18 protein-coding genes and 1 pseudogene are annotated in these 21,153 nt (G+C 43.6%); 10 read left to right on the plus strand and 9 right to left on the minus strand.

All coding sequences use genetic code 11. The annotated features are described in order from the left end of the window. Positions 1-340: 340 nt before the first annotated feature. Positions 341-2,221, plus strand: coding sequence for a methyl-accepting chemotaxis protein (locus tag VRK_RS05915; protein ID WP_059120518.1), 1,881 nt, complete (start codon positions 341-343; stop codon positions 2,219-2,221). Between the two features lie 91 nt (positions 2,222-2,312). Here the strand turns inward: VRK_RS05915 and pflB are convergent, their stop codons facing one another. Further along, on the minus strand, positions 2,313-4,589 hold the full coding sequence (gene pflB / locus VRK_RS05920) for a formate C-acetyltransferase (RefSeq protein ID WP_059120519.1): 2,277 nt from the start codon (positions 4,587-4,589) through the stop codon (positions 2,313-2,315). Positions 4,590-5,069: 480 nt separating this feature from the next. On the opposite strand from pflB, the pseudogene VRK_RS05925 reads away from it, so the two are divergent. After that, positions 5,070-5,294 (plus strand): annotated as a pseudogene (locus tag VRK_RS05925) (ABC transporter permease subunit); the annotation flags it as partial. Between the two features lie 49 nt (positions 5,295-5,343). Here the strand turns inward: VRK_RS05925 and xthA are convergent. The 5 genes from xthA to dinG all read right to left on the minus strand — a co-directional run bounded on the left by xthA (position 5,344) and on the right by dinG (position 9,899). Next, complete coding sequence (gene xthA, locus VRK_RS05930) at positions 5,344-6,156, minus strand: exodeoxyribonuclease III (protein ID WP_059120521.1); 813 nt, start codon at positions 6,154-6,156, stop codon at positions 5,344-5,346. Between the two features lie 124 nt (positions 6,157-6,280). Continuing rightward, positions 6,281-6,451, minus strand: coding sequence for a pleiotropic regulatory protein RsmS (gene rsmS, locus VRK_RS05935; RefSeq protein ID WP_059120522.1), 171 nt, complete (start codon positions 6,449-6,451; stop codon positions 6,281-6,283). After that, positions 6,448-7,005: a primosomal replication protein PriC gene (gene priC, locus VRK_RS05940; RefSeq protein WP_059120523.1), complete on the minus strand. Its 558-nt coding sequence runs from the start codon at positions 7,003-7,005 to the stop codon at positions 6,448-6,450. The genes rsmS and priC overlap by 4 nt, the downstream gene beginning before the upstream one ends. Next, complete coding sequence (locus tag VRK_RS05945) at positions 7,002-7,781, minus strand: sulfite exporter TauE/SafE family protein (RefSeq protein ID WP_059120524.1); 780 nt, start codon at positions 7,779-7,781, stop codon at positions 7,002-7,004. The genes priC and VRK_RS05945 overlap by 4 nt, the downstream gene beginning before the upstream one ends. 36 nt (positions 7,782-7,817) lie before the next feature. Continuing rightward, positions 7,818-9,899 carry an ATP-dependent DNA helicase DinG gene (gene dinG, locus VRK_RS05950; protein WP_059120525.1) on the minus strand — a complete coding sequence of 694 codons (2,082 nt, stop codon included), beginning with the start codon at positions 9,897-9,899 and terminating at the stop codon, positions 7,818-7,820. A 508-nt stretch (positions 9,900-10,407) separates the two neighbouring features. On the opposite strand from dinG, the gene VRK_RS05955 reads away from it, so the two are divergent. Together VRK_RS05955 and VRK_RS05960 are read left to right on the plus strand one after the other, a co-directional pair. Then, positions 10,408-11,406: a porin gene (locus VRK_RS05955; protein WP_059120526.1), complete on the plus strand. Its 999-nt coding sequence runs from the start codon at positions 10,408-10,410 to the stop codon at positions 11,404-11,406. Between the two features lie 175 nt (positions 11,407-11,581). Next, positions 11,582-12,241, plus strand: a complete 660-nt coding sequence (locus tag VRK_RS05960; protein ID WP_059120527.1) for a YccT family protein — start codon at positions 11,582-11,584, stop codon at positions 12,239-12,241. A gap of 75 nt (positions 12,242-12,316) precedes the next feature. On the opposite strand, the gene VRK_RS05965 is transcribed toward VRK_RS05960, so the two are convergent. The 3 genes from VRK_RS05965 to VRK_RS05975 all read right to left on the minus strand — a co-directional run bounded on the left by VRK_RS05965 (position 12,317) and on the right by VRK_RS05975 (position 14,114). Continuing rightward, positions 12,317-12,712 carry a YchJ family protein gene (locus VRK_RS05965; RefSeq protein ID WP_082671327.1) on the minus strand — a complete coding sequence of 132 codons (396 nt, stop codon included), beginning with the start codon at positions 12,710-12,712 and terminating at the stop codon, positions 12,317-12,319. A gap of 107 nt (positions 12,713-12,819) precedes the next feature. Next, the gene (gene lpxH, locus VRK_RS05970; RefSeq protein WP_059120529.1) at positions 12,820-13,545 is read right to left on the minus strand and encodes a UDP-2,3-diacylglucosamine diphosphatase; all 726 of its coding nucleotides are present in this window, start codon (positions 13,543-13,545) and stop codon (positions 12,820-12,822) included. 74 nt (positions 13,546-13,619) lie between these two features. Beyond that, positions 13,620-14,114, minus strand: a complete 495-nt coding sequence (locus VRK_RS05975) for a peptidylprolyl isomerase (RefSeq protein ID WP_059120530.1) — start codon at positions 14,112-14,114, stop codon at positions 13,620-13,622. A 152-nt stretch (positions 14,115-14,266) separates the two neighbouring features. Between VRK_RS05975 and cysS the strand changes: the two genes are divergently transcribed. The 6 genes from cysS to cydB all read left to right on the plus strand — a co-directional run bounded on the left by cysS (position 14,267) and on the right by cydB (position 21,149). Next, a complete protein-coding gene (gene cysS, locus VRK_RS05980; RefSeq protein WP_059120531.1) occupies positions 14,267-15,652 on the plus strand; it encodes a cysteine--tRNA ligase in 1,386 nt (461 codons plus the stop codon). Between the two features lie 77 nt (positions 15,653-15,729). Beyond that, positions 15,730-16,251 (plus strand): crossover junction endodeoxyribonuclease RuvC, encoded by a 522-nt coding sequence (gene ruvC, locus VRK_RS05985; RefSeq protein ID WP_059120532.1) that lies wholly within the window; start codon positions 15,730-15,732, stop codon positions 16,249-16,251. Positions 16,252-16,334: 83 nt separating this feature from the next. Then, a complete protein-coding gene (gene ruvA / locus VRK_RS05990) occupies positions 16,335-16,952 on the plus strand; it encodes a Holliday junction branch migration protein RuvA (RefSeq protein WP_059120533.1) in 618 nt (205 codons plus the stop codon). Then, on the plus strand, positions 16,949-17,953 hold the full coding sequence (ruvB, locus tag VRK_RS05995; RefSeq protein ID WP_059120534.1) for a Holliday junction branch migration DNA helicase RuvB: 1,005 nt from the start codon (positions 16,949-16,951) through the stop codon (positions 17,951-17,953). Before ruvA ends, ruvB begins: the two co-directional genes overlap by 4 nt. A gap of 457 nt (positions 17,954-18,410) precedes the next feature. Further along, on the plus strand, positions 18,411-19,997 hold the full coding sequence (gene cydA / locus VRK_RS06000; RefSeq protein WP_059120535.1) for a cytochrome ubiquinol oxidase subunit I: 1,587 nt from the start codon (positions 18,411-18,413) through the stop codon (positions 19,995-19,997). A 15-nt stretch (positions 19,998-20,012) separates the two neighbouring features. Beyond that, on the plus strand, positions 20,013-21,149 hold the full coding sequence (gene cydB, locus VRK_RS06005; RefSeq protein WP_059120536.1) for a cytochrome d ubiquinol oxidase subunit II: 1,137 nt from the start codon (positions 20,013-20,015) through the stop codon (positions 21,147-21,149). Positions 21,150-21,153 lie beyond the last annotated feature (4 nt).

Raw genomic sequence — 21,153 nt, forward strand, 5'->3', positions numbered from 1 at the left:
TTCTCTTTGGAGGATTTGCCCGTCATTTTATTACATTTCCATGCAATGATATAGAACTAAGTCACCGGACGATGCGTAATTCGAGAGTTTTTGAAGCCCGATTTTTAAATCGGTAAAGCTCAAAAATGGTATCATTTTTAATGTTTTTAATTCTGATTCGTATACCGGAAAAATTGCGCTGTCGTCTTTGCTGACAGCCTGGATCATTAGTTTGTTATTTTGGTATAAATTTGTAGTAATTTTGTAATGTGTGTAATAATTTTGTTTATGATAGAAGGGTTGAGATTGGTTCAGAAAATTACTTTTTAAGATTCTGATTTGAGTGAAGGATATTGTGGTCATGGATGTACTAAAATTATCGCAAAAGCGGAAGATCGCTATTTTTATTGTTGTTTTATGTTTTGGTTTTTTAGCAATGGGGGGATTCATTGCACATAAGTTATCGATGATGACATCTCAATATGATCTGAGCGGGGAGATTTCTCAAGGGACAACCAAGTTATTTGCCTCTCAGACAAAATTATTATCTCTGGCTGCAGAAAGAAATGCGCTCCAAATCAAAGACGTTTCTCGCGTGACTGAACTGCTGGCAAAATTGAGTGAAGATATCGACAAAGACGTAACTTTTCTGAAGGATGCTGGTTTTGAGCGTGAAGGCAAGATGCTCTTTGAAGCCATGAGTCGATTTGAAAACGCAATGCATCCTTGGCTGAAAACTAAATCTGAGCTGGGGTTTAACATCAGTGAGGGGAAACAGGGTGTATTGACGCAACTCGCGGAGCAAATCGAGGCAAAAATTGAAGAAACCGGAATGGTGACCATTCGTTCTGATTTCCGGGCGATGATAAAATCTCAGCAGAATTATTTATTGGCACCCAATGAAAAAAATTTCAAATCATTCAATCGTGCGATGGCAACCTTTATCAATACATCTAAGCTTTATGCAGCGCTGTCAAGCTATCAAACGGAAGTTGACCAGTTTAAACAGACCTTTGCACGGGTCGGTGAATTATCTCAGCAAGTAAAAAACTATGAGCTGGAACTATCGGCATCAGAGCAAGCTGTTCAGCAGCTGATTCAGAATGCTTCAGAGCGATTAAAATCGGTCAGTCGCGATTATCAACAGACTGCTCACCGGGAGGCAACACAAACACTATGGTCGGTGATGGCCGCTTGTGCAGCGCTTGCCGCGATCACCATTACTATTTTTATCACCCTGAGATTATCTCTGACCCGTTCTCTGACGCAGACAAAAATATTTCTGGATGCATTGTCTCAAGGTGATCTATCCAAGCGTTTACCGATCACGACCAACCCAGAAGATGAATTTAATCAACTGGCAATCGCTTTGAATGATAGTTGTGAGCATTTAGGATTGTTGGTAAATCAGGTGCAGAAAAACAGTCAGGCGCTTTCTGGTGATGCCGCTGATCTCAATGATGGCTTAGACCAACTTATGTCTGCCCAGACCCATATTGTTCGTCAAACCGATCTGCTTGCTTCTGCGACGGAGCAGGTCAGTGTCACGACTCAGGAAGTGAGTAACTCACTTGAATTTGTTGCGGATGTGAGCCAGGCATCAACCGCCGCAGCTCAAGCTGGGGGTGAAATTATTGAGTCGGCAATTCAGTCTATTCAGGATGTTGGCAATATTTTGAATTCAGCTGCAGGGCATATTCAGCAGCTTGAGTCAGCTTCAGAGAAAGTCGATGCCGTGATGGACATTATTAATGGGATTGCTGAGCAGACCAACTTACTGGCTTTAAATGCTGCGATTGAAGCTGCCCGGGCGGGTGAACAGGGACGGGGTTTTGCTGTGGTTGCCGATGAAGTCCGCAACCTCGCTGTCAAAACTGTCGATGCAGTATCAGAGATAACCGAGACCATTGAGACAATGAAACGTGAAAGTGCAGAAGTGATTCAATATATTGCTCAGTCTGAAGGTTCTATGAAACGTGGACAAGAGCAAGGGCAGGAAGCGATACAGGCGCTTTCTCATATCACTGAAAAGGCCAATGAGGCTGCAAATCAGACAACAATGATTTTTGAGTCAATCAAAGAGTTAGCGGTGACCAGTCACTCAATGGCGGATAGCATGGTACAGATTTCATCTTCGATGAAAAACTTAGAAGAGAACAATCAAAGACTCAGGAAAACCAGCAAAGTCGTCGATCAGCGTTCAACCCATCTTTCTGAGGATTGTCAGCGTTTTGCGGTATAAGCTTGGTCTGTTATTGAGTTATTGCTCGATAATGAATGTGGTGATAATAAAAAAGCTCCCGGAGGGAGCTTTTTTTATCAGGACTCAATGATTAAAGCGTTTCAGTAAATGTACGCGCAATCACGTCAGCTTGCTGTTCTGCTGTCAGAGAGTTAAAGCGGACAGCGTAACCTGATACACGGATTGTCAGCTGTGGGTATTTCTCAGGGTGTTTCACAGCATCTTCCAATGTTTCACGATTCAAGACATTGACGTTCAGGTGTTGGCCACCTTCAATGCCTGTTTCATGGTGGAAGTAACCATCCATTAGGCCTGCAAGGTTAGAACGTTGTGCATCATTATCTTTACCAAGTGCATTCGGTACGATTGAGAAGGTATAAGAGATACCGTCTTTTGCGTGAGCAAATGGCAGTTTACCGACTGAAGTCAGTGATGCAACCGCGCCTTTTTCGTCACGACCATGCATTGGGTTTGCACCCGGTGCAAATGGGGCACCGGCACGACGTCCGTCAGGTGTGTTCCCAGTTTTCTTACCATAAACAACGTTCGATGTGATGGTTAGAATTGACTGTGTAGGAACAGCATCACGGTAAGTTTTCAGTGAACGGATTTTATTCATGAAGACTTCGACCAATTGACATGCAATGTCATCAACACGAGGGTCATTGTTACCAAATTTAGGATAGTCACCTTCAATTTTGAAATCGACAGCAATGCCGTCTTCATCACGGATCGGTGTAACTTTCGCATATTTGATTGCTGACAGAGAATCGGCAGCAACAGACAGACCAGCGATACCACAAGCCATTGTACGTTTTACATTAAGGTCATGCAGCGCCATCAGAGAGGCTTCGTAGCTGTATTTGTCATGCATGAAGTGAATCGCATTCAAAGCGGTGACATACTGTTTTGCCAACCAATCCATGAAGTGATCCATTTTTTCCCACAGTTCATCATAGTCCAGAACTTCAGATGTGATTTTTTCCAGTTTCGGACCAACTTGAATTTTCAGTTTTTCATCAATACCACCGTTAATGGTATAGAGCATGGTTTTTGCCAGGTTGGCACGAGCACCGAAGAACTGCATTTGTTTACCAACAACCATTGGTGATACACAACATGCAATTGCATAGTCATCAGACTCAAAGTCAGGGCGCATCAAATCATCGTTTTCATATTGAATTGATGATGTGTCGATAGAGACTTTCGCACAGAAACGTTTGAAGCCTTCAGGTAACTGTTCAGACCAAAGTACAGTGATGTTTGGCTCTGGAGATGGCCCCATGGTGTACAGGCTATTCAGGAAGCGGAAGTTAGTCCGACTGACCAGTGTCCGTCCGTCAAGTCCCATACCACCGATAGATTCTGTTGCCCAGATTGGGTCGCCAGAGAACAACTCATCATACTCAGGCGTACGCAAGAAGCGAACCATACGCAGTTTCATGACGAAGTGGTCAATCATTTCTTGAGCGCCCTCTTCAGTCAATTTACCTGCGGCAATATCACGCTCTAGGAAGATATCGAGGAACGTTGATGTGCGGCCCAAAGACATCGCGGCACCGTTTTGAGATTTTACAGCTGCCAGATAACCAAAGTAAGTCCATTGAATTGCTTCTTGAGCTGTCTCAGCAGGACGTGAAATATCACAGCCATATTTAGCCGCCATTTCTTTGATTTGACCAAGGGCACGGTGTTGTTCAGCAATTTCTTCACGCAACTGCATTGTCATATGTAGATCTTCACCCGTTTCAAATTTCTCTTGTAGAGAAGTGAACTGAGCGAATTTATCTTTCATCAGGAAGTCAATACCGTACAATGCAATACGACGGTAGTCACCAATAATACGACCACGACCATACGCATCTGGTAAACCAGTCAAGACACCTGATTTACGGCATTTCATAATTGCAGGCGTATAGATATCGAATACACCTTGGTTGTGTGTTTTACGGTATTCTGTAAAGATTTTTTTCACTTGAGGGTCGAGTTCACGTCCATAAGCTTGACATGAACTTTCGACCATACGAATTCCACCGTTTGGAATAATGGCACGTTTTAAAGGCGCTTCAGTTTGTAAACCAACGATTGTTTCTAGATCTTTATTGATGTATCCCGCATCGTGTGCAGTGATGGTAGAGATAACGGAAGTGTCAAAATCAACAGGAGCGTGAGTTGAGTTTTCCTTTTTGATACCTTCCATAACGGCTGACCATAGAGACTTAGTCGCTTCGGTACCTTCAGAAACCAGGAAAGATTCGTCACCTTCATAAGGTGTGTAGTTCTTTTGAATAAAATCACGAACGTTAACTTCGTTTTGCCAATCTCCTGCGACAAAACCTTCCCAAGCTTTAGCAAATTGCTCTGCCATGATATACCTACCTTTAATATAGTAGAGAAAAACACGTACTGATTTAGCCGTTGAGCCAACTCATCTTTTTGTTGAAAAAGACGTCAGTACACTCTTCGAATAACAATATGATTGATAACCTGATGGTATACATTAGTTTGATTAATCATATTGCGACTCTTGCCACGAACTTCATCGTATTGACTGTAGCTTAGGATAAAAAAAACACATAAACCTTAAACTAAATCAATAAAACTTCAAAAATAGGAATAAAACTTGGTGTCATATTGACTAGCATAACCTATCAACATTTAAGAATAGACGGTGTTGAAGCAGTCTTCTTAGTATCGAGGTCTTCTGGCGAAAGGCTCGTCCCGACTGATGCTCGGTTATAACACGATACTATTTTTGCCATGTTTACTTTCCTTAGACCTGTCCTACATTGATTCTATCCCGCCCATTTCATTTTATCAGTAGCAATAATGATGGGAGTGCTCGGTGATGGATGAAACGTTTCGCAATGCCATTCTGGCGGTTGAACAAGGGGAGCCAGAAGTAACTAAGGCCTATGGTATGACACCAATTCCGCCGTTTAGACTCACCTTGCTCTCTCAGATGATGCGACATGCTTTACCGGGATTTGGCAATAACTGGTTGGTGTTACTCAAAACGACAGCGCTGGTTTCGATCATCGGACTAGAAGATATGGTACGCATGGGAGTTTTAGGCCTCAGAAATGAGGCCAGTCAATAGATAGTGTTATGCTTGAATGGGATTACCGAAGATCAAAGGTGCTCCAGATTGGCGCATGATCTGAGGGTTTTTCAATCCCTCTCAATTCATAATCGATACCGGCCTCCTGACATTGCTGAGAGAGTCCAGCTGTAGCAAGGATGACATCGATTCTGAGTCCTCGATTATCATCAAATCCGCGAGAACGATAATCAAACCATGAATATTGTTCTGTTGTATCAGGGTGGAGATAGCGGAAGGTATCAACCAATCCCCAGTTGAGTAGGGTAGCAAACCATTCTCGCTCTTCGGGTTGAAATGAACATTTGCCGGTTTTTAGCCAGCGTTTTCGGTTCACCTCCCCGATACCGATATCCAAATCGACCGGACTAATGTTGACGTCTCCCATCACGACAATGTGATCATCCGGCTGGTGATTCCCAGACAGATAACCCATTAGATCCTGATAGAATTGGCGTTTGTAGGGGAATTTTGTTTCGTGAGCAATATTCTCCCCCTGCGGGAAGTACCCATTGAGTACCGTAAACGGTTTGCCACTCTGAGTCTCGAATGTTGCCATGATCATCCGTTTTTGATGTTCAGGGGTATCGCCGGGGAATCCATATTGTACTGAAACTGGTGTTTGTTTGCAGAGTAAAGCCACACCATAGTGTGCTTTTTGACCATAATAGAAAACCTGATATCCCATATTTTCCAGATCAGCAAGTGGGAATGCTTCGTCGTGAACTTTCGTCTCCTGAAGCCCGATGATATCAGGCTGGTGCTTGTCGATCAGTGCCTGTAACTGATGAAGACGAGCTCTGAGTCCATTGATATTAAAACTAACCAATTTCATGATAAATATCCTTGAATTCTATTGAACGAATGATGTTAACAGTCTGTTGGTTATCTGCAACTGTTTAGCTATCTGCAAGCTGTACGCGGAAGAATCTGAATGGAATTACTGGGGTTCAGTCATGCTATGCTTTAGTTGCAGCATTTAATTTGTTTTTGAGGTCCGCTTCCACCATTTGGATGGCTTCCAGAGCAACGGCTGGGTCGATTGCATTGGATTCAAGCAGATAAATTAGGTCGACAGCAAGCTGTACTGGTTCAGGTGCCTGCTCTAAAGGGGGATGTTGATCATTCATTTGAAACCTTTTCTCTCTCTGGCCGTAATTTTATTTTCAATGCGCTGTTTGGATTGTTGGCAGCGGATCAGACGTTGTTCCAGTGTCAGAATGGCCTGCTGACAGGACTTCTTCTCTGTCGGACTCATCGGTTTGATTTCAAGTTGCTGTTCTGTTTCAAAGATCATTTCCTGCAAACGTCTTTCCCAGTCCTGATGTTGCGATAATTCTTGGTAAAGAGAACTGATTGATGTTTCACGAGGCAAACTATGGTTCTCTTTTTTTCTCAGCTCAGCAGTGGCAAGCTCCCTCTGAATCGCATTCAACTGATTGAGGAGTTTCTCTGTCAGGTAAGTCGCTTGGATTGCCGTCAGTCGTTGATGTTTCTGGCTTTGTACAATTTCGTGATATGTGTTTTTCAGTTCGCTCAGACAAGGTTCCAGTAAATGAGACTTGCAACGGAACAACTGGGGATCGAACAGCGGATGTTGTTGTTCTCCACGCTGTTCATCAAGTTGGATTACTTGCTGCTCTAAAGAAAAAATTAAGTCGTGTAGACGAGACAGATCAATCATAATGTATCAAACCATGCATGGTATCCCAGCCGGATCGCGAGGATACTGACAACCAGAATAAAAACCGGCCGAATGAATGATGTTCCGAAACGAATCGCGGAGTGAGCACCGACATAAGCACCAACCATCAGGCAAACACCCATTGTCAGCCCTAATACCCAATTAATATGACCTAAAATTGCAAATGTCACCAGCGACGTCACGTTACTGGTAAAGTTCATAGCTTTAGCGAGGCCTGAAGCAAATAAAATGTTGAGTCGATATAGTGCCATCGAAGACACCACCCAGAATGCACCAACACCGGGGCCGGCGATACCATCATAGAAACCGAGGCTCAATCCCTGCGGGATCTGCTTCAGTTTACTTTGCGGAGGTAGGTTCGGATCAGTGTGCAACTTGCCATGCTGCGGATGATAAAAAATCGTATACAGCGCTGTCGCCAGAATAATGATGGGGAGCACTTTATCCAGTAATGCGGTGCTGATGAAATCAACGATGAGAGTCCCGATAATGGCACCGACGAATGTTGAAACGAACACATGTTTCCAGACTGCGGGGCGAAACATATTTTTGCGGTAATAAGTAACAGCAGCTGTTGATGTTGCGAAGGTCGCCGCAACTTTGTTGGTACCTAAGGCAACGTGGGGCGGGAGGCCTAAAGACAATAATGCGGGAACCGTCAACATACCACCACCTCCGGCGATACCATCAATAAACCCTGCAATAAAAGCAACTACTGCCAATACAATTAAAAGCGTCGGCTCCAGAAAATCCATTAATTTGATTGGCCTTCTTATTCTCTCATCACCGAATTACGGCTCGATGATGCGTTTAAACGGAGGGAGAGCATCAAGTAATGCTTTGCCGTACTGTTTGGTGACAACCCGGCGATCAAGAATGACAACTCTACCAGAATCTTCCTCGTTACGCAGTAATCTTCCCACACATTGAATTAATTTCCGGCTGGCTTCCGGCACGGTGATTTGCATAAACGGATTGCCGCCTTTGGAAAGGATATATTCCGCATGAGCTTGCTCAATCGGCGAGGTCGGGACTGAGAACGGGATTTTAGTAATAATGACGTTTTCCAGCAATCGACCGGGTAAGTCTAATCCTTCCGAGAAGCTACCGGTGCCAAAAATCACGGCAGTGCCTTGATGTTCTACAGTAAAACGATGCGTTTTTAGAATTTCTGTTCGTGATTTTTTACCCTGAATTTGCAGTAGCCAACCGCGTTTTTTAAAGTCGGATTTGAGCGCTTCGGCAACCTGATTCATTTGCCAATAAGACGAAAAAAGCACCAGTGTGGCTTGTTTCTTGGGAATCAACGTGGGTAACTGTTTAATTAATGCTTGAGTATAATGAGGTGACTGTGGCTCCTGATCAACATGCGGAATATATAATTCTCCCTGACGCGAGTAGTCAAACGGTGACGCCAGCGCAATAAATTGGGTGCCCTCATCCGGTTGGGCACTGATACCGCTCTGATGACAAAAGAAAGTAAATGAATTTAAGGCTCGCAGCGTGGCAGAGACCATAATTGCGCCATAACAGCGGCTCCAGAACTGTTGATCCAGCTTCCAGCCGATTTCTATCGGTGAGACGTGCACAGTGTAATCTCCGGGTTGAGATTCTGAGGCAGTGATCCAGCGCGCCATCGGAGCTCCATATTCTCTCGGTGGTTCGGCCATCAGGGTCCATACCTGCGCCATACTGTCCAGACGTTGCAAGCTTATCCCTAACTCGGCCAAAACTGGGCTAGCGATGCGATTGCTGATTTGGCCTTCCTGAAGTCGTTCCGTGAGTAAATCCGCCACTTTTGCCGTTGCCTGACAAATTTTGACCGATGCCTGTTTCAACGCTTTGGACTCTGCAAGTAACCATTCCGGGAGTTCGCCATGCTCGAAACGGAGCACACCTTCCTGACATTGTTCTGGTGTAAAGTGTCGGCTCAACTGCGTTAATGTGGGAATTAAAATTTGAATTGCACTGGTAATGTCTTCTTTAAAGCGTGAGACCCGACTTTCATCGGTTAGCGATACCCATTGAGCCAATGATTGATGAAATTTTTCCAGCCAAGAGGCTGTACTTTTCAAGGTGGACGATGCTGCAGCATGATCGCGGGCAACTTGCGGTAAATGGTGAGCTTCATCAAAAATATAAATACTATTTTCCGGCTCAGGAAGAATGATACCACCGCCCAGATCAGCATCAGCCATCACCAGACTATGATTGGCGATAATGACATCGGCTTGCTCTAAAGTTGCACGTGCTTTTTGAAACGGGCAATGATGATGAATGGCAAAAGCAGGATTACAGCTATGTTTGTCGCTGACAATTTGTAACCACATCGAGTCATTAATCGGGGTCGGCCAACTATCCCGATCACCATCCCATTTTCCCGTGGACCATTGTGAATAGAGTTCTTTATAGAGAGAAATATCCTGCTCAGTCGGCGGGCTTTCAAACAGAGCCACTTGGCCTGATGAGGCTTCCGGTTCACAAATCGCAGCCAGTTTTTCAGCACAGCAGTAACGTTGCCGTCCCTTGGCAATGCGAAACTGGAAATCTAAATCGGTCAGGCGGCGATAAAGAGGTAAATCTTTATGAAGTAATTGCTCCTGTAATGCCACAGTTGCTGTCGCAATAATCAGTTTTTTATTGTTCAACACGGCAACCGGCACCGCCCCCATCAGATAAGAAAGTGATTTACCAATCCCTGTGCCAGCTTCAGCAACCAGCAGCCGATTTTTCGCATGGTAGGTGCCGCATAATGTTTTGGCAATTTCAGCAACCAGATAATTTTGTCCGCGTCGTGGGGTAAAATTTTCCATCTGAGCCTGCAGGTTTTGATAACTCTGACGGATAGATTTTTGAATTCTGGATGTAATCATAATGTAACCTGATGGGATGGGGCGGACATACTAACACATACGAAAAACAGGAGAAGTTCCTTTAGATGTGATTTTTTTGTTCTAAATGGGGATCTTGTTCACAAAAAAATTGAATCGTCAGGGACTTAAAATAAATTCAGAACGTGAAAAATATAAAGCCTTTAAGTTAGTCAGAAATTTTTATAAAAAACCAAAATTAATGTTTATTTATTTATTTATTAGTTTTTTATGCTGCATTTTTAATGAAAAATAGAATCTACTTTAATTTATAAAAATGGTTACAAAGTACGCGCTGTTGAGAATAATCATATATAATCATTTGTTTTATAAGTATTTATTTAATTTTATTTTGTTGCTTTAGAATATTTGACACATAAGCTATTCTTTTGCAATCTAATCTCCGTAATTGAAATGGCGGTGACAAGGGCTTGATGTCTTGGTCACCATCAAAAAACAAAAGGAATCCAGATAAGGAATTCCTAATTTAAGAAAAGGCAGTGGATTAATTATGAAAAAGACTCTAATCGCTCTTGCGGTTCTAGCAGCAGGTTCTGCTAGTGCGGCTGAAATCTACAACCAAGATGGTGTTGCAATCACAGTCTCTGGTGCAGGTGAAGTTCAATTGTTCCAAGACTACGAAGCTGATGGTACTGATGTATCAACTAAGCTACGTATTGATGATATGCAGCTGAACACTCACGGTACAATCGAAGTAGCTGAAGGTCTGAATGCCATTGTTGGTTTAGACTTCACTTTCGAAGATAACGACAGTGGTAAGAAAGGTAACGTTCAAACTGACGGTTCTTATGTTGGTTTTGCGTATGCTGATTACGGTACAATCACTTATGGTCGTCAATATCTGATCGCTGATGATTCAGGTATCGGTGCAGATTTTGAAGTGGGTAAAAAACAGTACGGTCAAGAAGAAACAAGTGCTTCTGATGTAATTAAGTACGTTTATGATAACGGCACTTTCTACTTCGGACTTTCTCATGACCTTGACGAGTCTCAAACAAATACTGTATCAGGTGTTGCTAACAATCCAAAAGATGAAACCTCTACTGATGGCCGTATTGGTTTCCGTCATGAAGGTCTAGATGCACGTCTGTATATCTATTCTGGTGATAACGTTGCTCTTGGTGGTGGTAACGGTAAAGGTGATGAAGATTCATTCAACCTTGAAGCCACTTATGAAATGGATGCATTTAACTTTGCGGCATCTTACGGTCAGATCGAGCAAGATGATCAAACTGGTAAAGAAGTTGTTGATCGTGACATCATCGAACTGGTTGGTTCTTACACTATGGACAAAACCACTTTCTCTCTAGGTTATGTTCATAATGATGACAACACTAGCGTAAGCAACGATGGTGATAACCTGTACGGTGTAGTTGTGTACAAAATGAATGCTAACGTTCGCACTTATGCGGAAATTGGTTTCTACGATGACGATAGCAAAACTGACTACGATCCAGCTTACACTCTGGGTATGGAAGTTAAATTCTAATCATTGCTGATTCGAATACTTGCTAGTAAAAACCGCCTTATCTGGGGCGGTTTTTTCATAGATGAGAGGATGATTATGTCGAACCAATCATCATTCGGCTTCTCAGCCGTATTCATCTGCTGGCCGATCCATTAGAATGTGTTTTTCAGAGTTCAGTGAAAGGAAAGAATCAACCATGTTGTTATGGAAAAAAGTGCTGGGGCCGGCTGCCCTGATGGGGATCTCAATATTTGGCCTTTTTGCACCGAGTTATGCCGCAACGATTTCCAGCCAGAGTGACGTTGAAATTCTGGCGTTAGATGGGGTGGAAGTCAATGATGAAAATTTTGCTAATCCAGATATGCTGGAAGTTCAGGCTGGCCGACATCAGGTGGTGTTCCGCTATTATGGTGATGTCAGAAAAGGGCAGCGTGATGTGATTTACTCAACGGCACCGGATGTATTTACCATTGACCTGAAGCAAGATGACAGCATTAAGATTTTAGCGCCACGTCTGAACAGCTATACTCAGGCAGATGGTTATTTTCGCCGTGGTGCTGACTGGAAGGTTCAGGATCAGCACGGCAATGTCAAATCGGTACGTTATGAGCCATTAACCGGCAACGGTATCATGCCATTTAATGATATTGAGAGAGCGGTAGCGAGACATAATGCCGAACAAGGTAATGAGTTCGCCCCGGCTCAACAAGCGGCTGTAAAAACACCGAATATTGCCGCGCAAAAAATTACGCCACCAAAAGGTGACGATACACTGATTCAAACCATTCAACTGCTTTATAACAATGCATCTCCTGTTCAGAAGGCGAAAATTAAAGCGTGGATTGCCGGGCAGTAATCGCCGTTAATCGGGATATTATTAAGAATAAAAAACCACCGGATCAGCGGTGGTTTTTATGTTTCACGTGAATGATTAATTATTGTCAGCAAATTCGCCGTCGATGTAATACCACCGGCCATTTTCCCGGATAAAACGAGAGCGTTCCTGCAGTGAGTAACACTCACCGTTTTGCTCGAAATAGGCTTTGAAACTGACAAATCCTTCATCGACATGACGACCATTTTCCGTCCCGAGGACGACAAGTTTGGTCCAGTGCGTTTGTGTCCCTTGCTCTATCTCTTGACGGTCATTTTCCGCCTGACAGCTCGGGTGATATGTTGCCACAATAAAGTCAACCAATCCGAGTGCGTAAGCGCTATAACGCGCTCGCATCAGTTGAGCCGGTACTTTAGCCGCCTCGGGAGAACGATGTATGGGTTGACAGCAATTTTTATAGTGGCGCTGAGAGCCACACGGACATTTCTTCATGGTGTTATTGGTTGAGATTGCCGGGTGAATGTGTCATTAAAATAATGGATTGATAAAATAGAGCAACGTTATCGCTGGTCAGTTCATCAAGATGCGTCGATTAATGGCTAAACCGGCTGATGGATAAGACGGTAACTCGCATCCTGATAGTATTCAAGCACAGATATTTCATGATCCCAATCTCCTAAAACAATACGTGTTTTTTCAATCCCATCAAGATGAAAATGGTGAATATTGGGGCGATGTGTATGGCCGTGAATTATCATGTCAACTTGATATTCAGTCATTACGCGTTCCACTTCTGCTTGAGTGACATCCATGATTTCAATTGATTTTGACTGCTTATCCATCCGGACATCTTGTTTTACTTTGCTCACGATTCGTTGCTTCAATGTGAAAGGTAATCGGTAATAAATCCACTGTAGCCAAGGCTGATGAACTTTCTTTCTAAACTGGAGGTAGCGGATATCTTCCAGACATAATGTGTCGCCATGCATGATGACGATAGGTTTTCTGTAAAGCTCGATACGTGTTTTCTCGGCAAGCAATTGAACACCTGTTTCCCGGGCAAAGCGCTTTCCAACCAAAAAATCCCGGTTTCCTTGCACAAAATAACAAGGTGTTCCTGAAGATGTCAGATTTCTGAATGCCGTTTTAATCGTTTGTGCAAAAGTGCACGGGTCATCATCGCCGATCCAAAAATCGAATAGGTCGCCAAGAATATAGAGTGCATCCGCTTGTGGTGCCCGATGTTGCATCAGATGTTGAAAGGCGGCGGTTAAGTCTGGACGGGTCGGGGTCAAATGGAGATCAGAAATAAAAAGTGTATGCATAAATTCGCTTGTCGGGAAAGGTGATTGATGCAGAATATCATTCTCTGCACCAATCAGGTTATATCAGTTGTCTGTTATTCTTCGATAGTTGTTCCGGTAATCAGAACTTCCTCCAGAGGAACATCTTGATGCATACCGTATGAACCGGTACTCACCCCTTTAATCTGGTTGACAATTTCCATACCGTCAACAACTTCAGCGAATACACAGTATCCCCATCCGTCGAGACTTTCCGAACGAAAATCAAGGAAGGTATTGTCATTGACGTTAATGAAGAATTGAGAACTCGCTGAATGTGGTTCCATCGTTCTGGCCATGGCGAGCGTTCCGACTTTATTACTCAGCCCGTTATTGGCTTCATTTTGAATCGGAGTTTTGGTTGCTTTCTCTTTCATTCCGGACGCCATACCGCCGCCCTGAATCATGAAACCGTCAATTACACGGTGGAACAGAGTATTGTCATAGAAATTTTCACGACAATATTGTAGGAAATTTGCACAGGTTTCAGGAGCTTTGTCCTCATGAAGCTGAATTTTAATATCGCCGAAGTTTGTATGCAGGGTGATCATTGCGATTACCTTTCTATTTTTGTACAAGAAACCGTGATTCTAACTTAGTTTCGGTGACATTCAAATGTTCTTAAAAGAATAGGATGACCTATAGACAAGAGCATTGTTATAATCGGACTATTCAGTGAATTACGACAACTTAGATAGAGATCATGTTACAAATATATAACACACTTACCAGACAAAAAGAGCAATTCAAGCCCATCACCGCCGGAAAAATCGGCATGTATGTCTGTGGCGTCACTATATATGATCTCTGTCATATTGGTCACGGAAGGACGTTTGTGTCCTTTGATGTCGTTGCCCGCTATTTACGTTATTTGGGATACGATTTGACCTTGGTCAGAAATATTACCGACATCGATGACAAAATTATTCATCGAGCCGCGGAAAATAACGAATCGTGCGATGTGCTGACGGAACGTTTGATTCAGGATATGTATGCGGATTTCGATGCATTGAATATCTTACGTCCTGATGTGGAGCCGCGTGCAACCGCATATATCGATGAAATCATCGCGTTGGTACAACGGCTGATTGATAGAGGCTTTGCCTATGTTGCTGAGAATGGCGATGTGATGTTTGAGGTCAGTCGCTTCGATGACTATGGCAAGCTTTCCCGGCAGGATCTGGAACAGCTTCAGGCTGGTGCTCGGGTTGATGTTGAAATGGCGAAGCGTAGTCCGCTTGATTTCGTATTATGGAAAATGTCTAAGCCAGGTGAACCCAAGTGGGAATCACCATGGGGTGAGGGACGCCCGGGCTGGCATATTGAGTGTTCAGCGATGAACTCTTCGATTTTAGGCACGCATTTTGACATCCATGGTGGAGGGTCTGATTTGCAATTCCCACATCATGAGAATGAAATTGCCCAGTCTTGCTGTGCGTACGACACTGCCTATGTGAATACATGGATGCATAGTGGCATGGTGATGGTTGATAAAGAGAAAATGTCTAAGTCACTGGGGAACTTCTTTACCATTCGAGATGTCCTGACTCACTATGATCCGGAAACAGTGCGCTATTTTCTGATGTCTGGCCATTATCGCAGTCAGTTAAACTACAGTGAAGAAAACCTCAATCAGGCGCGGGCAGCACTGGAACGCCTCTATACTGCGTTGCGTGGACTGGATTTCACTGTTGCAGCGTCTGGCGGAGAGGCATTCGTAACCCGTTTCGAAGCCGCCATGAATGATGACTTTAATACACCGGAAGCTTATTCGGTATTGTTTGACATGGCGCGAGAGATTAATCGACTCAAGCAGGAAGATCAGTTACAACAAGCCAGTCAACTTGCGGTTCGTATGCGAGATTTGGCCAGTGTCATCGGGATTTTGTCTCAAACACCGGAGAGTTTCTTGCAAGGTGATAGCGGTTCAGAAGAGGAAGTAGCTGAAATCGAGTCGCTGATCAAAATGCGTAATGACGCGCGAGCTGCGAAAGATTGGGCGAATGCTGATCTCGCCCGGGATCGACTGACGGCAATGGGCATTATTCTCGAAGACGGGTCCGGTGGCACAACTTGGCGGCGTAAATAATTGCGGCACGGTTTTGAAAGGGCTTATGACATGGATAAGCCCTTTTTGTTCATCCGATTGAAGGCAATAAAATAGATATGTCGATCATTTTAGGAATTGATCCGGGCTCCCGGGTGACTGGCTACGGTGTCATTCGCCAGCAAGGAAGAGTACTGACTTACCTTGGCAGCGGTTGTATTAAAACAACAGAGAAAGCATTACCGGGACGTTTGAAGCAAATATATGCCAGTGTTTCAGAAGTGATTATGCAATTTCAACCGGATGTCTTCGCAATAGAACAGGTTTTTATGGCGAAGAATGCGGATTCTGCATTGAAACTCGGGCAAGCCCGAGGCTGTGCGATTGTTGCGGCTGTGAATGCAGACCTGCCGGTTTATGAATATGCGGCGCGTTTAGTCAAGCTGGCTGTTGTCGGAACGGGCGGTGCAGATAAGATACAGGTTCAGCATATGGTTCAGCAAATGTTGAAGTTACCATCTAAACCACAAGCAGATGCTGCTGATGCGCTTGGTGTCGCTATCTGTCACGCAAACACCAATAAAACATTGGTTGCTCTTGCAGGTCAGGCGAGCGGGGCTCGACGAGGGCGCTATCGTTGAAATTTGCCACCACCGAATACTGGCTATTTATCCAGTTATTGATTATGATCAATCAGAATCACCATAGATGAAAAGGAAAAATCGTGATTGGACGTCTTAGAGGCATTCTGCTGGAAAAACAACCACCAGAAGTATTAATTGAAGTTGGTGGGGTTGGCTACGAAGTTCAGATGCCAATGAGTTGCTTTTATGAATTACCCGAAGTAGAACAAGAAGCGGTCATCTATACACATTTTGTGGTTCGGGAAGATGCTCAACTTTTATATGGGTTCAACAGCAAAGCTGAACGTGCGTTGTTCAGAGCTGTGATCAAAGCAAATGGGGTTGGTCCAAAACTTGGTCTGGCTATTTTATCCGGAATGACAGCCAGCCAGTTTGTTGAATGTGTCAAACGTGAAGATGTTTCGATGCTGGTTAAATTGCCGGGTGTCGGTAAAAAAACCGCAGAACGTCTAGTGGTTGAAATGAAAGATCGCCTCGCCTCGTTCCCGACTTCTGAAATTGATTCGTTTGAATTAGTTCAAGACTCAGCACCAATTCGTCCACAAAATACAGCCAGCCATGCAGAAGAAGAAGCCGTGAGTGCACTGTTAACGCTTGGCTATAAACCTCAGCAAGCTTCGAAAATTGTCGCTCAGATTGCTCAACCGGGTATGAGTAGTGAAACGTTGATTAAAGAAGCATTGAGAACGATGGTATGATTGAAGCGGATCGTTTTGTAACACCAGTAAGCACACCGTTTAAAGATGATGAATTGATTGATCGTGCGATACGGCCAAAGCTTTTGGCCGATTATCAGGGGCAAGATCATGTGCGCAATCAGATGGAAATTTTTATTGAAGCTGCTCAGCGTCGTCACGAACCTTTAGATCATCTCCTCATCTTTGGTCCGCCCGGTCTGGGGAAAACGACATTAGCCAATATTGTCGCCAATGAAATGGGTGTGAATATCAGAACAACATCAGGGCCAGTGCTAGAAAAAGCTGGTGATTTGGCGGCTTTGTTAACCAATCTTGAAGAGAATGATGTGCTGTTTATTGATGAGATTCATCGTCTGAGCCCAGTGGTTGAAGAGGTGCTTTATCCGGCAATGGAAGATTATCAACTCGATATTATGATTGGAGAAGGCCCCGCTGCTCGTTCCATTAAAATTGATTTACCACCTTTTACACTGATTGGTGCAACCACGCGAGCCGGCTCTTTGACTTCTCCACTGCGTGACCGTTTTGGTATTGTGCAGCGGCTTGAATATTATCAGGTTGGTGATTTGCAAAACATCGTTCAGAGAAGTGCGGAATGTTTATCTTTGTCTATTGAACCTGAAGGGGCGCTGGAAGTTGCCCGTCGTTCCCGGGGAACCCCCCGAATTGCCAATCGCTTGTTGCGGCGAGTCAGAGATTATGCCGAAGTGAAAGGGGACGGTAATATATGCGCTGTAACGGCAGATAACGCCTTAAACATGCTTGATGTCGATGTGCAGGGTTTTGATTTTATGGATCGTAAGTTACTGCTCACAATTATTGAGAAGTTTTCCGGTGGCCCTGTTGGTTTAGATAACCTTGCGGCTGCAATTGGTGAAGAAAAAGATACAATAGAAGATGTTTTAGAGCCTTATCTGATTCAGCAGGGGTATTTGCAGCGAACGCCTAGAGGGCGGATTGCAACAGAAAGAGCTTATGTGCATTTCGGATTCGAAAAATAATTTTTCGTGTATGATTGAATCAGTAAACTGACTTCCTTGTGTGATAAATATCGCATTTATGAAAATTTCTCAGGTAGCAAATAGATTGCAAACTTAGTATTTATGTTAATTGTTTGTATGTTTATTGGGTGAGCAAAATCTATTTGTTACAAAAAAATATCAATTAACTCTTCCTTCTTTTGATCTTAATCATTTTGTTGTTTTTTTGCTGGTTCACAGCGCGGGAAACTTGATCTAAATCAAGACAAGCCTTGTAGATAAACCCTTTGAAAGCTTACGCGTTTGAAAGTAGTATTTCGGCAATATGTATTTTACTTGATTAATATTTATTCAAATAAAAATACACGTTGATGTAACAAATATTCTGCTTTTCTAGCATTTTTTGATAGGTATGAATTGATAAAATTTGGTTGCTTTAATCTGAGTGGTGTCTTTCAGCCGACACAAAGGAGTTATCATGATTGACATAGTTGATCTATCGCGGTTGCAGTTCGCGCTTACTGCGATGTATCACTTCCTGTTTGTTCCACTGACTCTAGGGATGACGTTTTTACTCGCTATCATGGAGTCGCTTTATGTGATGACCGATAAGCAAATCTACAAGGATATGACAAAATTCTGGGGTAAGCTGTTCGGAATTAACTTTGCTCTGGGTGTTGCCACAGGGCTAACAATGGAATTTCAGTTTGGTACAAACTGGTCGTATTACTCGCACTACGTTGGCGACATTTTTGGTGCTCCTCTTGCCATCGAAGCGTTAGTCGCTTTCTTCCTTGAATCCACATTCGTCGGTTTGTTCTTCTTCGGATGGGATCGACTTTCAAAACGTCAACACTTAGTGACAACATGGCTTGTTGCATTAGGTTCTAACTTCTCTGCACTGTGGATTCTTGTCGCCAATGGCTGGATGCAAAACCCAGTTGGTTCCGACTTTAACTTCGAAACCATGCGCATGGAAATGGTGAGCTTTGCTGAGGTCGTTCTAAACCCAGTCGCACAGGTGAAATTTGTTCACACTGTCGCATCGGGTTACGTAACCGGAGCAATGTTTGTTTTAGGGGTGAGTGCTTATTATCTGCTTAAAGGGCGTGATATTGCTTTTGCTCGTCGCTCATTTACCGTCGCTGCATCATTTGGTATGGCTGCGATTCTTTCCGTTATCGTCTTGGGTGATGAATCTGGTTACGAGTTGGGTGATGTTCAAAAAGCAAAACTGGCTGCAATTGAAGCTGAATGGCATACAGAAGAGGCGCCAGCATCGTTTACACTGTTTGGTTTCCCGAATCAGGAGTCGATGCATACAGATTTTGCGATTAAGATCCCTTATGTGATGGGTATTATTGCAACTCGCTCGCTGGATACGCCTGTCAAAGGTCTGAGTGATTTACGTGAGGAACACCTTGAACGGATTCGTAATGGGATGTATGCGTATGAGCTGCTCCAGAAGTTACGTTCTGGTGATACTTCAGAAATGAACCGTGATGCTTTCGATGAAGTTAAATCTGATCTTGGTTATGGCATGTTGCTGAAACGCTATACGGATGATGTAGCAAATGCTTCAGAAGAACAGATTCAGGCCGCGGCTGATGATTCACTGCCCACAGTCTGGCCATTATTCTGGTCGTTCCGGATCATGGTTGCTTGTGGTGTCATCATGTTGATTGTTTTCGCTGCTGCATTTATTCAGACATGTCGTCAGAAAGTTGAACAGAAAAACTGGGTGCTTAAAGCTGCGCTTTACAGTATCCCGCTGCCGTGGATTGGTGTTGAAGCCGGTTGGTTTGTCGCTGAATATGGTCGTCAACCATGGGCCGTCGGTGAAATTCTCCCTGTACATATTGCGAATTCTGCATTGAGTGTCAGTGATCTGGTTATCTCCCTGCTTGCTATTCTTGCACTATATACAGCGTTCTTGGTTGCCGAAGTTTACCTGATGGTGAAATTTGCTCGCAAAGGACCAAGTAGTCTGAAGACTGGCCGTTATCATTTTGAACAAAATGGTACTTCAGCAACAGATCAAGTTAACCGTCAGGTAGAAGCTTAAGGCGAGGAGAAGAATATTATGGATTACGAAATCTTACGATTTATATGGTGGATCCTGATTGGTGTGCTGTTTGTCGGCTTCGCTATTGCAGATGGATTCGATATGGGGGTCGGTGCGTTGGTACCGATTATCGGGAAAAATGACACAGAACGTCGAGTCATGATCAACTCGATTGCACCTCACTGGGATGGTAACCAAGTTTGGTTGATTACTGCTGGTGGTGCATTATTTGCGGCGTGGCCTTTGGTTTATGCAACATCATTCTCCGGTTTCTACCTTGCGATGATTGTTACCTTAGCTGCTTTATGGCTGCGTCCTGTCGGGCTTGACTATCGTTCAAAAATTGAAGACACCAAATGGCGTAATATTTGGGATATCTGTATCTCTGTTAGTGGATTTGTACCACCGCTGATCATTGGTGTTGCATTCGGTAATTTATTACAGGGTGTTCCTTTTGAACTGAATGAATTTTTGATGCCAAGCTATCACGGTTCATTCTTTGGACTCCTTAATCCATTTGGTATCGTGTGTGGTTTGGTCAGCGTCCTGATGATTGTGCTTCAAGGTGCGTCTTGGTTACAAATGAAGACCTCTGATGCAGTACATACTCGTGCTCGTAGCGTTGCCCAACTCTGTGGTGTGCTTGTCGCTGTTCTTTTTGTGGCTGCTGGTTTTTGGGTACAACACATTGATGGTTATGTGATCACCAGTACAATGGATCATTTTGCGTCATCAAACCCGTTGAATAAAGAAGTGGCTCGTGAATCTGGCGCGTGGATGGCAAACTTCAATCAATATCCACTGTTATGGTTGGCTCCAATTCTTGGTACAGCGATGCCATTGATTGCTGTCATTGCATCTCGAATGGAAAAGGGCGGTATCGCATTTATTGCTTCGAGTTTAACGAATGCTGGTATTATCTTTACTGCTGGGTTTGCGATGTTCCCGTTTATTATGCCTTCAAGTCTGGCACCAAGTAACAGTTTGACCATGTGGGATTCAACATCTAGTGAATTGACATTGCAGCTGATGACGGGTATTGCCTTTGTGATGGTTCCAATTATTCTCGGGTATACATGTTGGACATACTACAAAATGTTTGGTCGTATCAATAACAAGTATGTTGAAGACAACAAAAATTCACTTTATTAACGAG

Origin of the sequence: Vibrio sp. MEBiC08052, from assembly GCF_001506075.1 — a bacterium.
Lineage (GTDB): Bacteria > Pseudomonadota > Gammaproteobacteria > Enterobacterales > Vibrionaceae > Vibrio.